The sequence below is a fragment of the Vibrio sp. 10N.222.47.A9 genome, from assembly GCF_963872585.1.
GTDB lineage: Bacteria > Pseudomonadota > Gammaproteobacteria > Enterobacterales > Vibrionaceae > Vibrio > Vibrio splendidus.
Genome location: NZ_CAWNBB010000013.1, coordinates 45,988 through 58,600, shown reverse-complemented (window position 1 = coordinate 58,600; position 12,613 = coordinate 45,988). Strand labels below are relative to the sequence as shown.

16 protein-coding genes are annotated in these 12,613 nt (G+C 38.3%); 13 read left to right on the top strand and 3 right to left on the bottom strand.

Annotated elements, in window-relative coordinates; genetic code table 11:
- Positions 1-328: 328 nt before the first annotated feature.
- The 4 genes from ectA (at position 329) to AACT19_RS01870 (ending at position 4,066) form a co-directional block, all read left to right on the top strand.
- Positions 329-862: a diaminobutyrate acetyltransferase gene (ectA, locus tag AACT19_RS01885; protein WP_076644929.1), complete on the top strand. Its 534-nt coding sequence runs from the start codon at positions 329-331 to the stop codon at positions 860-862.
- 35 nt (positions 863-897) lie between these two features.
- Positions 898-2,163 carry a diaminobutyrate--2-oxoglutarate transaminase gene (gene ectB, locus AACT19_RS01880; RefSeq protein ID WP_076644928.1) on the top strand — a complete coding sequence of 422 codons (1,266 nt, stop codon included), beginning with the start codon at positions 898-900 and terminating at the stop codon, positions 2,161-2,163.
- 13 nt (positions 2,164-2,176) lie between these two features.
- Positions 2,177-2,563, top strand: a complete 387-nt coding sequence (locus AACT19_RS01875; protein ID WP_076644927.1) for an ectoine synthase — start codon at positions 2,177-2,179, stop codon at positions 2,561-2,563.
- A 78-nt stretch (positions 2,564-2,641) separates the two neighbouring features.
- Positions 2,642-4,066 (top strand): aspartate kinase, encoded by a 1,425-nt coding sequence (locus AACT19_RS01870; RefSeq protein ID WP_076644926.1) that lies wholly within the window; start codon positions 2,642-2,644, stop codon positions 4,064-4,066.
- A gap of 240 nt (positions 4,067-4,306) precedes the next feature.
- On the opposite strand, the gene AACT19_RS01865 is transcribed toward AACT19_RS01870, so the two are convergent.
- The gene (locus AACT19_RS01865) at positions 4,307-5,647 is read right to left on the bottom strand and encodes a sigma-54 interaction domain-containing protein (protein ID WP_010431963.1); all 1,341 of its coding nucleotides are present in this window, start codon (positions 5,645-5,647) and stop codon (positions 4,307-4,309) included.
- Positions 5,648-5,982: 335 nt separating this feature from the next.
- Here AACT19_RS01865 and AACT19_RS01860 point away from each other — a divergent pair, with 335 nt between their 5' ends.
- The 6 genes from AACT19_RS01860 (at position 5,983) to AACT19_RS01835 (ending at position 10,169) form a co-directional block, all read left to right on the top strand.
- Complete coding sequence (locus tag AACT19_RS01860; RefSeq protein ID WP_017065851.1) at positions 5,983-6,528, top strand: BON domain-containing protein; 546 nt, start codon at positions 5,983-5,985, stop codon at positions 6,526-6,528.
- Positions 6,529-6,570: 42 nt separating this feature from the next.
- Complete coding sequence (locus AACT19_RS01855) at positions 6,571-6,741, top strand: DUF1328 domain-containing protein (protein ID WP_010431958.1); 171 nt, start codon at positions 6,571-6,573, stop codon at positions 6,739-6,741.
- Between the two features lie 8 nt (positions 6,742-6,749).
- The gene (locus AACT19_RS01850; RefSeq protein WP_010431955.1) at positions 6,750-6,947 is read left to right on the top strand and encodes a hypothetical protein; all 198 of its coding nucleotides are present in this window, start codon (positions 6,750-6,752) and stop codon (positions 6,945-6,947) included.
- A gap of 70 nt (positions 6,948-7,017) precedes the next feature.
- Positions 7,018-7,446, top strand: coding sequence for a hemerythrin domain-containing protein (locus AACT19_RS01845; protein ID WP_010431952.1), 429 nt, complete (start codon positions 7,018-7,020; stop codon positions 7,444-7,446).
- A 150-nt stretch (positions 7,447-7,596) separates the two neighbouring features.
- Entirely contained in the window at positions 7,597-9,210 is a 1,614-nt protein-coding gene (locus AACT19_RS01840; RefSeq protein ID WP_076644925.1) for a diacylglycerol kinase family protein, read from the top strand.
- Between the two features lie 41 nt (positions 9,211-9,251).
- The gene (locus AACT19_RS01835) at positions 9,252-10,169 is read left to right on the top strand and encodes a mechanosensitive ion channel family protein (RefSeq protein WP_076644924.1); all 918 of its coding nucleotides are present in this window, start codon (positions 9,252-9,254) and stop codon (positions 10,167-10,169) included.
- 188 nt (positions 10,170-10,357) lie between these two features.
- Here AACT19_RS01835 and AACT19_RS01830 read toward each other — a convergent pair whose 3' ends face one another.
- Together AACT19_RS01830 and AACT19_RS01825 are read right to left on the bottom strand one after the other, a co-directional pair.
- Entirely contained in the window at positions 10,358-10,768 is a 411-nt protein-coding gene (locus tag AACT19_RS01830; protein ID WP_010431943.1) for a hypothetical protein, read from the bottom strand.
- A 107-nt stretch (positions 10,769-10,875) separates the two neighbouring features.
- Entirely contained in the window at positions 10,876-11,304 is a 429-nt protein-coding gene (locus tag AACT19_RS01825; protein WP_010431941.1) for a DUF2383 domain-containing protein, read from the bottom strand.
- A 305-nt stretch (positions 11,305-11,609) separates the two neighbouring features.
- Between AACT19_RS01825 and AACT19_RS01820 the strand changes: the two genes are divergently transcribed.
- Genes AACT19_RS01820 through AACT19_RS01810 form a run of 3 tightly spaced genes read left to right on the top strand, consistent with a single transcriptional unit; the run spans position 11,610 to position 12,581 of the window.
- Positions 11,610-11,858, top strand: coding sequence for a hypothetical protein (locus tag AACT19_RS01820; RefSeq protein WP_010431939.1), 249 nt, complete (start codon positions 11,610-11,612; stop codon positions 11,856-11,858).
- Positions 11,859-11,893: 35 nt separating this feature from the next.
- Complete coding sequence (locus AACT19_RS01815; RefSeq protein ID WP_076644923.1) at positions 11,894-12,382, top strand: hypothetical protein; 489 nt, start codon at positions 11,894-11,896, stop codon at positions 12,380-12,382.
- Positions 12,369-12,581, top strand: a complete 213-nt coding sequence (locus AACT19_RS01810; RefSeq protein WP_016795981.1) for a hypothetical protein — start codon at positions 12,369-12,371, stop codon at positions 12,579-12,581. Before AACT19_RS01815 ends, AACT19_RS01810 begins: the two co-directional genes overlap by 14 nt.
- Positions 12,582-12,613: the final 32 nt, after the last annotated feature.

Below are 12,613 nucleotides of genomic sequence, written 5' to 3'. Positions count from 1 at the left end.
CTGCCATTAGAAGCGTTGCTATCGACTCGACAGAATGTTCAGCATTGAGAGTTTTGGCGATTTATGCCGCTTGTTAAGCAATCTGAGCATCGTTATTTTCTAATAACTCAACTCTCTTTTGGCGCCTATTCCGTTTAATACGTTTTCTTAAAATCCTCATTAATAAAATACATTAGAGCTCAAAACATTATTTAATTCATGGTGATCGTTATTAAGTGTGAACTGTGTCACTTTTTGCTAATTTTAAAGGCTAGGTTGTTGATCTTATCAGGCGGTAAATGCTCATAATAAAAAGGAATTTAATTAGAGTTCAAAGGATTTTATCGGTATGATTACATCAGCGCCTTGGATCTTGTATCCAGAGGTTGTAGAAAAAATGATTGAAAAGTGGAATTTTCGTGAGCCTGAAGTTTCGGATGGCAACAACATTTATCAATTAATTTCAGAGTGCCCTCCATTAGACACTAACTCTTCATATTGCAATTTTTTGCAGTCTACTCACTTTAGTAAAACTTGCATTTTAGTGGAGCATGAAGGTGACCTTGCTGGTTTTATTTCTAGCTACCGGAAACCTAGTGAGCCCAATGTTCTCTTTATTTGGCAAGTCGCGGTGGCGCCTAAGTTTAGAGGCAATGCTTTAGCCTACAAGATGTTGAACACCTTACTTAATCGAGAGTGTCTAAAGAGCATTGAAGCGATAGAAACGACTATCACTAAATCAAACCAAGCGTCTTGGGCACTGTTCAAAAAGCTGGACGAAAAAAACGGTAACACCGGGCGAGTGACTACTTTCTTAGATGAAAACCTTCATTTTAACGGGCAGCACGATACCGAATATCTCTATCGAATCCTCCTCAAATAATCAAACACTTATAGGAATTAAATAACGGCATTATCATGGATATTTTTAAGAAGCAGGAATCTAACGTACGTTCATACTCGAATAGTTTTCCAGTCACTTTTGCTAAATCAAAAGGCTGCTGGCTTGAAACAAAACAAGGTGATCGTTACCTCGATTTTCTTGCTGGAGCAGGATCTCTCAATTACGGTCACAACAATCCAATACTAAAGCAAGCTCTACTTGAGTACATTGAAATGGATGGAATTACACATGGCTTAGATATGCATTCAGAAGCCAAAGCTGAATTTCTAGAAGCTCTTAGTCGCTTTATTTTGGAACCTCGAGCATTAGATTACAAAGTTCAATTTACCGGCCCGACAGGAACAAATGCGGTTGAAGCAGCGATTAAATTGGCAAAAAAAGTGACAAGTCGAAGCAGTATTGTTGCATTTACCAATGGTTTTCATGGCTGTACAGCGGGTGCATTGGCTGCTACGGGCAACCAACACCACAGGCAAGGTGCGGGCTCAAATCTCAACAACGTTACGCGTTTGCCATTTGAAGGTTACGCTGGAATTGATGGTTTAAAATTATTTGAAACGATGTTAGCCGATAATTCCGCAGGTATGGATAAACCTGCCGCCGTTTTATTGGAAACGGTTCAGGGTGAAGGCGGGTTAAATGTCGCTTCAAATGAGTGGCTACAGAAGTTAAGTAAAATCTGTAAAGCCCACGATATCCTATTTATTGTGGATGATATTCAAGCCGGTTGTGGTCGAACAGGAACGTTTTTTAGCTTTGAACCTTCAGGTATAAAACCAGATATCGTTACGCTATCTAAGTCGATAAGTGGTTATGGCTTACCGATGGCTGTGGTTTTATTAAAACCTGAACTAGACAAGTGGGAGCCGGGAGAACACAACGGCACCTTCCGTGGTAACAACCATGCGTTCATTACTGCTGCGAAAGCGTTAGAAATGTATTGGTCAAATGATGATTTTGAAAATCATATTCAACGTAGCTCAAGCATGGTCGATGATGTCATTCAACGCAATCTCAAGCGTTTCCCTGAGTTATTTGTTCAACGCAAGGGACGCGGAATGATGATTGGCATTGAATGTAAAGATGGAAACACTGCTGATGAGATTGCGAAAGTGTGTTTTGACAAGGGCATGGTAATTGAAACCGCAGGTCCAAACGATGAAATCTTGAAGTTCTTTTGTCCATTAACCATTTCAGAATCGGAATTGATGCAAGGTTTAACTATTTTCGAAGACTCAGTTGAAGTAGTAGCAACCAAGCATTTCAAGAAAGCATCGTAATAGGGAGAGTAAAATGATTGTTAGAACACTTGATGAATGTCGTAATAGTGAAAGACGTATTGTATCGAATAACTGGGAAAGCACTCGCATGTTATTGAAAGATGACAATATGGGATTTTCTTTTCATATCACAACAATTTACGAAGCGACAGAAACACATATCCATTACCAAAACCACTTGGAGTCTGTGTTTTGTATGAGTGGTGAAGGGGAGATTGAAGTCGTTGGTGGTAAAACTTACCCAATCAAACCCGGTACGTTGTACATCCTAGATAAGAATGACGAGCATTATTTACGCGCATATAAAAACAAAGAAATGACAATGGCTTGTGTGTTTAACCCACCAATTACTGGCGCTGAAGTACACGATGAAAACGGCGTTTATCCACTCGTTGATTAACCCATATATTCAGGGGTGATATCTCACCCCGCTCCCTATTATTTAGTCTTTAATCTCTTCAAGAACAAAAGGTCTTTTATGACATTTACCGTAGAAAAAATCGGCGGTACATCAATGACAGCATTTGATGCTGTGCTCGACAATATTATTCTCCGCCCTCAAAATCCGTATAACCGAATCTTTGTTGTGTCCGCTTACAGCGGTATGACGGATGCATTGTTGGAATGTAAAAAAACAGGTAAGCCTGGTGTCTATCAATTGATAGCGATGCGTGATGATTCATGGAAGGATGCTCTATCTTATATTGAAAGCCGCATGCTATTGACCAATGAGCATATTTTTGCGGATCCAATGAATCGTATGAGAGCAGATAAGTTCATCCGATCTCGTATTTCAGAAGCCAAAAACTGTATTACTAACATTCTTGAAACGTGCCAATACGGACAGTTTTCACTGAGACATTATTTACCACAGATTAGAGAGTTTCTTTCTTCAATTGGAGAGTCACATAGTGCATACAACACGGCTCTTAAATTAAAAAACATTGGTATAAATTCGACCTTTGTTGACCTTTCTGGTTGGGACAACAAAACCCCTCAAAGTTTGGACGATACCATTAGAGAGGCTTTCTCTGACATTGATGTTACTGAGGAGCTTCCCATAGTAACTGGTTATGCATATTGCAAAGAAGGTTTGATGCATACTTATGATCGTGGTTACAGTGAGATGACGTTTAGTCGTATCGCTACTATTACTGAGGCATCATTGGCGATCATCCATAAGGAGTATCATTTTAGTTCGGCTGACCCAAAAGTCGTTGGTGTAGGTTCGGTTAAACCGATTGGGGCAACTAATTATGATGTTGCCGATCAACTGGCTAACCTTGGTATGGAAGCTATTCACTCTAATGCGGCTGCTGGGTTACGAGAAAGTGGCATAGAACTGCAAATCAAAAATACCTTCGAGCCAGAACATGAGGGAACACTGATTTCTTCTGATTACCGACCAGACACGAATCACATTGAGATCATTGCCGGAAAACAGAAGGTATACGCGTTACACGTTTTTGACCAAGGAATGGTCGGTAAGGCGGACAATGTTAGTTATGAGTTAATGGAGATTATCGCAGATGCTAGAGTGAACCTTATCGGTAAAGAGATGAACGCCAATTCTATTACCTATTATCTAGGTGGTAGCACCGAGAGTTTAAACAAGGTGTCTTATAAAGCTGAGAAACGTTACCCTCAGGCATCTATTTCAGGTCGAATGGTCGCTATAATTTCAGCGATCGGTTCTCAAATTGATACCAATAAAACGCTCGCTAATGGTGTATTGGCTTTGATGAATCATAGTGTTACGCCTATTGCATTACATTCGTCTATGAGAAATGTAAATGTGCAATTTGTTGTGAGTGATGACAAGTATCAACAAGCGATTTGCGCGTTGCATGAAGAATTCTTTGACCAAGATAAAAGAACCGAGACATCGGTGAATGCAGCATAAAATTTAACAGTGGAGGACTCACCCTCCACTGTTAAATTTTCATGGAAAAGCCAAACATCAACTGAAAATTAACGATCGCCTGTATCTATTTTGATCACACAGATGCAGTAAACGTTACTTGATTTTCGTGTTGATACTGTACTTTCTTTAATTAATCGGTGATTTATTAAGTATTCGGTTATCGGCTATTTCACCTTTCACCTTTCACCTTTCACATGGCAACATGAGATATGAGTATTACTACTCTTGATACTTATCGAGCTTGTTATAAAGCGTTTTGATGCTGATTCCCAAGTCTTGTGCTGTTTCCTTTTTGTTGCCTTCATTTTCTTCGAGCGTATTGATAATCGCAGCTTTCTCAATCTTCTCGAGAGAAACACCTGCCGGAACCATATCCTCAACGGTAGTCCCTGTTTCTAAAGGAGGAGTATCAAAAATTAGGTGTTCATCTTTAATCGTCTCATCTGCCAATATAAAAGCTCTTTCAATACAGTGCTTTAATTCCCTGACATTCCCTGGCCATGCATGGGCTGATATTTTTTGAAGCGCTGATGTGAAAATGGTCTTCGCAGTGGTTTCATTTGCGTTGCGATGAGCAATAAAATGTTTTGCTAAGCCGACGATGTCGTCGCCTCTTTCACGCAATGGAGGGACATGTATGGGGAAGTGAGCCAACCTGAAATAGAGATCCTCTCTCAAAAACTGTTCTTCAATAGCGACTTGTGGATCTCGGTTTGTCGCTGCAATGACTCGAGTATTAGCGATACTCGTTGCATTACTGCCTACAGGGCGATATTCACCTGTTTCTAAAACTCGTAGTAATTTGACCTGGTGCTCAAGTGGCATTTCGGTGATTTCGTCGAGAAACAATGTGCCACCTTCTGCTTGCCTAAACACCCCTTGGTGTGTGCGATTCGCCCCTGTAAAAGCGCCTTTTTCATGACCAAATAATTCACTATCAACTAACTCAGGGCTGATAGCACCGCAGTTGATCGCAATAAAAGGTTGGTTTTTACGATCACTGGCAAGGTGAATCGTTTGTGCGACTAATTCTTTACCTGCCCCACTTTCGCCGACAATCAAAACATTGGTGTCAGTCTTCGCGACTCTTCTTAAAGTTCGATACAGCTTATGCATGGGCTTAGAAGAACCGACTAACATACCGAACTGGTCTAAATCGCTGGTGGACACTTTACGCCCTTCTTCCTGCTTCTGGAGGAAGTATTGACTGAAGTCTGCAAGGGTATCTTCCAATATTTGCATGTCGACGGGCTTTCTATAATGGAAGATTGCGCCATGGTTCATCATCATGTCTAAATTTTTGTTTGGCGTACCTGTACTGATAATAATCAAGTCCATTTCGTCCAATCCTGTTGCACTCGATAAGGACTTAAAATCATCGTTAGTAAATCGAGAGACTTCAACAATAGCAGTATCTGGTTGCAGTTGTTGTAGCTTGTCAATCCAATGAACATCCATAGTACTTTGAATTATTTCAAAGCTTGATAATTCATCTAGAGAGTTTATTTTAGACCGCAATAATTCATCTTTTAACTCTATAAACAGTGTCGGTAATGACATGATTTAACTCTCTTTTTGTACGACAGAAAACGACCTTGATAATAACATGATGTCCTTCAAATACGAATCTATCATTTACTATACGCCATCTTTTAAATGTAGTTGCAATATTACTAATAGTAGAAGTGGCTAATTAATAGTATTGATATTAATTATTCTAGGATCTCCATTGATGATAATTTTTACAAAATACTCGTGTAATTAATACACCTCCGATTATTTTACCAATGGTAAATTTTCAAAATTAAAGTGTAAATCCTTTATTTTCAGTCAGTTAAAAAGTTGGCATGCTGGTTGCAATTGTACAAGTGTCAGTTAACTAGAGGAGATAATTAATGAGAAATACTGCAAGTAAAATATTATTAGCTACTTTGATTGCAACTTCTTCATCAACTGTTTTTGCTAATAGCATGTGGGAAAAAGAAACTTTCGATGCGTGGATTGATGGAAAAGCAGAAACGACTTTATTACTGAATACTAATTTAAACTCATTTGACATCAACACCTACGTTAAAAATCGAGTGGTTACTTTAACTGGCTCGGTTAAAAATGAAACAGAGAAAGATTTGGCAGAAGAGTTAGTGCTAAGCCTAGATGACGTTAAGTCTGTAAAAAACGAACTTACAGTGATTGATGAAGACAAAGAAAAAACACCCGCAGCCGTACAAGCTTTGACTGATGCTCACATAAAGACACTGGTAATCACTCGTTTATTAATGAATACCAATGTTAGTGGTAGCGATATTCAAGTTGAAACCGAAAACAGTGTGGTTATCTTGAAAGGTTCAGTTTCATCAAGCAGTGAACACGACTTAGCTTTATCTATAGCAAATAATACCCCGAATGTAGAGAGAGTGGTGGATAAATTAAATATTATTTAACCTCTCTACAATTGGTAATTTATTAAAAATTGGGGAATAACGATGATTCGCTGGTCGCTAATATTTTTTATTGTCGCAATTATTGCCGCCCTATTGGGATTTAGTGGTATCGCTGGGGCTGCTGCGACAGTAGCAAAGATCATATTTTATATATTTGCAATATCACTACTGGTTTCAGTGGTAATTATGTTGCTGAATAAAAACAAACATTAGGAGTTTATATGAACATCAAATCGAACGCTTACCGTTTTTTAACTATTGTGGGTATTACATTTGCACTTGCGGCATGTAGTGATGAAGGTCCGATGGAACAAGCCGGGGAAAATGTAGATGAGGCTGTAGAGGATACTCAAAACGCAATAGAAGATAGCTGTGAAAATATTAAAGAGCATTTAGATGCGAAAGATGAAGATTGCTAGAACTGTCATCTAGAGTGCAATGAGATGCCAAAATCCTCATAAAAATAAACCAATGAAGTAGGAATTAGACATGAAAAATATATTTGATGTGCTCAAAGACAGTCATGAAAAGCAACGACTTTTGATGGATGCGTTACTCCAAACTTCGGGAGACACACAAGCTAGGCAAGAACTCTATGTTAACCTTAAGGATGAGTTAACCAAGCATGCGATTGCAGAAGAGCGCCATTTTTATGCACCTTTGATCGAGAGTGATCAATCCATTGACATGACTAGACATGGAATCGCTGAACATCATGGAATCGACAAAATACTCGCTCAACTCGATGATACAGAGATGTCTTCACCAGCTTGGCTTGTTTTAATGAAAACATTAAAAGATAAGGTTGAACATCATTTAGAAGAAGAAGAGCAGCGTTTTTTTCAAACCGCAGGTCGAGTCTTAGATACTGAACAAAAAGAAACATTAGCTCGTAAATATGAAAAAGAGGTTGCTTGAATCACGAAGTAATCAAATTCTTTAAATAAGTATAAAACTGCTTTGTTATCAAGCTAAGGGCTCATTCTTGAGCCCTTCTTTTATTTAATTTAGAGATAGATAAATTTACGGATAAATATATTTAAATTCATGGATAAATTAAGGCGTAACATGTTTATTATTAAATATTATATGCTTCTTGCTATAGCTTGTTTTTTTGCTGCTGCTCTTATACCACAGCTAATAATCCGTGGTGTTTTTTCCTGGTGTAGTTTGTCGATGTTCATCGTTAGTGTTGCCTACATCTTCGATATGCCGTCAATATTTAGGAAGACTAGCGATGGGAAAATAGTGTGGTGGATTAGATGGATCTTCATTCCATTCTTCTTAGGTGTTCGACTGTATAATGCATGGGCAATTAAAAGAGATAAAATCGAACCAATACAGCAGGTTGGAAAAGGTTTATATGTATCTCGTCGTTTGTTCCCTTCAGATTTATCGTTCTTAGAATCTCAAAACATCCATTGTATAGTAGATGTTACAGCTGAGTTTTCTGGTTTAGAAAGTGCAATGACCGGTGATCAATTTAGCTATTTAAACACCCCGGTTCTTGATCATAAAGTCCCCAAAATGCATAAGCTTAAACATGCTATAAATTGGATTGATACCCAAATCAATCAATCTAGATCGGTTGTTGTGCATTGTGCTCTCGGTCGAGGCCGTTCTGTCTTTGTCGTAGCTGCCTATCTTTTAGCGAAAAATCCGTCACTTACTGTAGAGCAGGTCTTGAAAAGTATTAACGACGTGCGAAGTACAGCCCAATTGAACCATCTACAGCTAAAAACACTTCAAGCAATCAGTGATAAAGGTTTGCTCACTCTTGGCCATAAAGCTTGCCTTATTGCCAACCCTGTTGCAGGTGGTGGTAAATGGTTGGCGAATGAACAACAGGTTATTCGTGAACTTACGAGAAAGTACAGTTTAGATATTTTTATTACTAGCCAAGAAGTATCAGCAGAAATATTAGCTAAGCAGGCCAAAGACCGGAATACTGCGCATATTATCGTTGCAGGTGGCGATGGGACGGTTAGTGAAGTCGCAAGGCAAGTTAGGAAGACTGATACACAACTCGGGATTATACCTTTGGGTACCGCAAACGCTCTATGTCATATGCTTTATGGATTGACCTCGAAAATATCGCCTGTTGAAAAAGCGTGTGAGGCTATTTTATCTGGCAACTCAAAAAAAATCGATCTGGCGTTCTGTAATCAACAACCAATATTACTGCTTCTTGGTATTGGTTTTGAAGAACAGATGATCGATTACGCACATCGAGAACAAAAAAATGAAAAAGGGCAATTCGCGTATTTGACTGGGTTCTTCAATGCAGTAATCGCCGACGATAATCAACACTTTCAAATTTCAATTGATGACCAACCATCACAAAGTATGAAACTACAAAGTTTGGTCGTGGCGAACTCTTCCCCTTTTAGTACTGTGCTTGCTCAAGGGGGGCAGCCCCCTAAGCCGGATGATGGGAAGCTGCATGTTACCTATTTGGAAAACACAAATTCACTTAGTAAACGAGCTATCGCTCTATCTGATCTGTTGCTATCGAGTCTCGGAGCGAAAGAACAAGCTAGTTACTTTACTTATGCGTCGGCACAGCTCGTTAAAATTGATTCTGACCGACCTATTTCATACGTGATTGATGGAGAGACGTATTCGGCTGATTCACTGGAGATAAGTATTGATAAGCAAGCCTTAACGGTTTGTATTCCATGAATGTATTGAATAATCCGTATATTGAATAAGAAGGAGACACCATGGAAATGAATCTCTCTTTTAACTTAAAGAAGTTTCAGCATCTGATAGAGGGTAAGTTAGAGCATTGGTTAGTTGAAGCAATTAAACTTATCCCTAACCTGATTGTTGCTTTTGTTACGTTTCTTATTTTTATCTTTGTTGCCAACATAAGCGGTAAGTTGTTTAAAAGATTGAGCAATAGAGTTGTCGACTCTCAAGAAGTCATTAACTTACTGGCATCTATTGTTAAGGTTACCATTGTTACTATTGGTTTTTTTGTCGCGTTAGATTTTGTTGGGCTCCAAGGTACGGTTACATCGTTGCTTGCCGGTGCCGGTATTCTAGGTTTAGCTATCGGTTTTGCTTTTCAAGATATGACTGAGAACCTCATTTCAGGTATTACAATGAGTATTCGTAAACCTTTTAAAATTGGCGATGTTGTTGGTTCCAACGATGTCATGGGTACCATAGTCAAAATAAACTTACGAAATACACTGGTTGAAACGTTCTCTGGTCAACACGTCATGATTCCCAATAAGATGGTTTTCCGAAATATTTTGACGAACTACAGTCGAAAAGGACGAAGAAGGGTCGAGATCCCTGTGGGGATTTCCTACGCAGACTGTCCCAAAAGAGCCGCTGAGGTGATAACCAAAGCGATAAACCAAAAGTCTTATGTTAGTCGGAAAGAAGATACGACGGTTTACGCTTCAAGCTTTTCTGATAGTAGCGTTAACTTATTGGTTTGGTTTTGGATTGAGTATCCAGGAGGTTTTGGTTATATGGACGCAAAGCACGACGGTATTATAGCGGTTAAAGAGTCATTATCAGAGGCTGGAATGACAATACCGTTTCCGATTAGAACACTTGATTTTGATCCCAAAGGCGGTAAAAGTCTGTCTAGAATGATGACTGGGGCTGTCGATGACGCTTCCTAGAATAACATAGCGGTCCCTCTCGTAAAAAAGCGTCAAGGCAATATGCCTCGACGCTTTTTATTTTGAGTGATGTCAGAATTAGATCAGAATTAAACCTAGATTATTCCCACTGTTTAATGATTGTGTTGTAGGCTTTGATTCTCTTCTCAAGTTAATTAATCGTATCTATTTTAGATGGGTTATATCTGTTACAAATGCTTTGCTATCTCATCATTTTCAACTTGCAACGCCGCAACCCAATAGGAGAAAAAAGCAGACATATGTTGATTGTTAAACTTTCTAATAGTGTTTTTGAGGTAAGAAATTAGGCTTAAATTACTCTGGTACATATCGTTATAACTAACAATTAACGCAGGGGGCTGACTCAATATGTCATTGTCATTAACTTCATTGTTAATGCAGAACTTGGTGTTTACTTCGTTTATTAATGAACGTTCAACTTTTATAAATCGATTTGCAGCTCTTGCAATGTTCCCATGTGCTTTCTGTTCAATTAGGTCAACACATGAGAAGTAGTGATCTTTCAATGTACATAGTATTTTTTCTATGCCTTTATAGTGAATTACCTCAAGGGGATCATTGTCCTTTTTAAACAACATATCATTACTCCTTTTCATCTCAGTGGTATTTATAATTTCATTTGATTTATAAGAATTTAAATAAGCCTTTTCTTTGATTCTGATTTCCAACCATCATTCGCTAATAACTAATTCTGACGCATGTTGTGTATTTGGTCTCGACATGATTCCATTTCATTTTTTACCACTTTTAATCTTCTTCTCCCTTCTAAATCAGGGTTAGTTTCTAGCAGTGATTCAATGTCGGAAATGATCTTTGTCTCGACACCTTCTAGGTGCTTTAAATAGAGCTCTTGATTGTTTTTACCTTTTGTATCTTCCGCTTCAATACAGCGCTCTCTGGCATTTATCGTATAACTAGCGGGTATCTGTTCTTGATGTATTTTTGAGTAGTAAGTTAAAGATTGTAACTTTAACTCTGCACATTTCTTTACCGTGTAGATATCAAAAAGATTTTTTGCCATCTTTTCACTTCTTATGTTGGATATCGCTTTTTCGTAAATAATATTTCCACTTTTTATCAGGTTAACAATAGATAATATACTTTGGTTTCTCATGAATCCTCATTTGGTTCTAAGCTGCATTTGGTATATTGCATTTTTTATGCCAGTTAACAACCCTATATTCAGCTTGTTTCGTCTAAGGTTTTACTTTGTTTTTGTAAAAAATACATTAATAGATGTTTTCTAGTGAAATTATTACATTGATTAATGCCATTTATTAATGATATGGGAGCTTATCTTCAATAATTCTGGTACTTGTGAAAGTTGGCACGATGCTAGCATTGATTATTAAAGTAGCTAGAGATTAATAGTATTAATATTATTCCCTGGCTTATGATAATCAAATAAGGAGAAAACTTATGCCAAAGTCAAACGCTAAAAATTCAGAAGCCAAACAACAAATTGAAGAAACTTATGAAAAAGCTGAAGAGGCCGCAGTAGAAGTTATCGAAAATGTGAAAGAGGCGGTCCATGAAACTCTCGAGGCCAGCTCTGAAAGTGTGAAGAACACGTCTGAGAAAGCGGAAAACATCATTAAAGAGCGTCCATTATTGAGTGTTGGCTGTGCGTTTCTCGCTGGTTGGGCTGTCTCGAAGTTAATCAAATAGCCATATATCAACATCGCAATTGAGAGAGCACCGTTATGCAGGTAAATAGTCAAAATGATTCAGTAAACTCTGCCAATGATAAATCGAGCGATCGTAAGGTGGATGATCTTAAACGTTCTGCTTCTGAGTTAAATGGATTGTGGAAAGACTTAGCTATATTACAGACACATACCCAGCAATGGTCTCAATCGACCTTAGAGCTTTTCTTATTGGAGTTTCGCAATAGTGTTGATGCATTTAAAAAGCGTCTTGTGTTTCAGCTCCTCTTTGTTGCGTTGTTACCGCTGTTTCTTTTTAGTATCGCCGTCGGTGCTGGAGTAGTGATCTACTACTTCACTTTGAATCTGTTAGCGGGTTACGGCGCGTTTATATTCACACTCGGTTTGATTCTCATATGCTTGGTACTTCGTTCTAGTTACTTAAAGCAATTTATAGGTTTTGAATGTACGAAAGAGCAATTGAAGGAGGGGTTACATGTCAGCACTCAAAAATCGACAAAGACAGATTCAAATGAAAAGACTTGAGGGGAGAAGTAGAGCTCGTCAAGTTGCACTTTGTATGGGACTTATTCGTCACAAAGGAAAAGAGTTTGTTCACAAGTACCCCTTGTATGCTCTTGGCATCACAGGCCTTGGTGTTGTAATTTTGAATCGAACTCATCGTTTTAAATCGTCTGTTTTTGGTTATAAACAGCTATCGCTAATACTTAATTTACTTAAGTAACCATCATTTTTAATTCAAGTTAGTGTTGGCTG

What these genes read in the sequence shown, in the direction of transcription:
- AACT19_RS01860 (WP_017065851.1), top strand. Translation starts at nt 5,983, where the DNA reads ATGAGAAATACTGCAAGTAAAATATTATTAGCTACTTTGATTGCAACT.
- AACT19_RS01850 (WP_010431955.1), top strand. Translation starts at nt 6,750, where the DNA reads ATGAACATCAAATCGAACGCTTACCGTTTTTTAACTATTGTGGGTATT.
- AACT19_RS01835 (WP_076644924.1), top strand. Translation starts at nt 9,252, where the DNA reads ATGGAAATGAATCTCTCTTTTAACTTAAAGAAGTTTCAGCATCTGATA.
- AACT19_RS01840 (WP_076644925.1), top strand. Translation starts at nt 7,597, where the DNA reads ATGTTTATTATTAAATATTATATGCTTCTTGCTATAGCTTGTTTTTTT.
- AACT19_RS01855 (WP_010431958.1), top strand. Translation starts at nt 6,571, where the DNA reads ATGATTCGCTGGTCGCTAATATTTTTTATTGTCGCAATTATTGCCGCC.
- AACT19_RS01875 (WP_076644927.1), top strand. Translation starts at nt 2,177, where the DNA reads ATGATTGTTAGAACACTTGATGAATGTCGTAATAGTGAAAGACGTATT.
- AACT19_RS01810 (WP_016795981.1), top strand. Translation starts at nt 12,369, where the DNA reads ATGAAAAGACTTGAGGGGAGAAGTAGAGCTCGTCAAGTTGCACTTTGT.
- AACT19_RS01825 (WP_010431941.1), bottom strand. Translation starts at nt 11,304, where the DNA reads ATGAGAAACCAAAGTATATTATCTATTGTTAACCTGATAAAAAGTGGA.
- ectB (WP_076644928.1), top strand. Translation starts at nt 898, where the DNA reads ATGGATATTTTTAAGAAGCAGGAATCTAACGTACGTTCATACTCGAAT.
- AACT19_RS01820 (WP_010431939.1), top strand. Translation starts at nt 11,610, where the DNA reads ATGCCAAAGTCAAACGCTAAAAATTCAGAAGCCAAACAACAAATTGAA.
- AACT19_RS01830 (WP_010431943.1), bottom strand. Translation starts at nt 10,768, where the DNA reads ATGTTGTTTAAAAAGGACAATGATCCCCTTGAGGTAATTCACTATAAA.
- AACT19_RS01870 (WP_076644926.1), top strand. Translation starts at nt 2,642, where the DNA reads ATGACATTTACCGTAGAAAAAATCGGCGGTACATCAATGACAGCATTT.
- AACT19_RS01815 (WP_076644923.1), top strand. Translation starts at nt 11,894, where the DNA reads ATGCAGGTAAATAGTCAAAATGATTCAGTAAACTCTGCCAATGATAAA.
- ectA (WP_076644929.1), top strand. Translation starts at nt 329, where the DNA reads ATGATTACATCAGCGCCTTGGATCTTGTATCCAGAGGTTGTAGAAAAA.
- AACT19_RS01845 (WP_010431952.1), top strand. Translation starts at nt 7,018, where the DNA reads ATGAAAAATATATTTGATGTGCTCAAAGACAGTCATGAAAAGCAACGA.
- AACT19_RS01865 (WP_010431963.1), bottom strand. Translation starts at nt 5,647, where the DNA reads ATGTCATTACCGACACTGTTTATAGAGTTAAAAGATGAATTATTGCGG.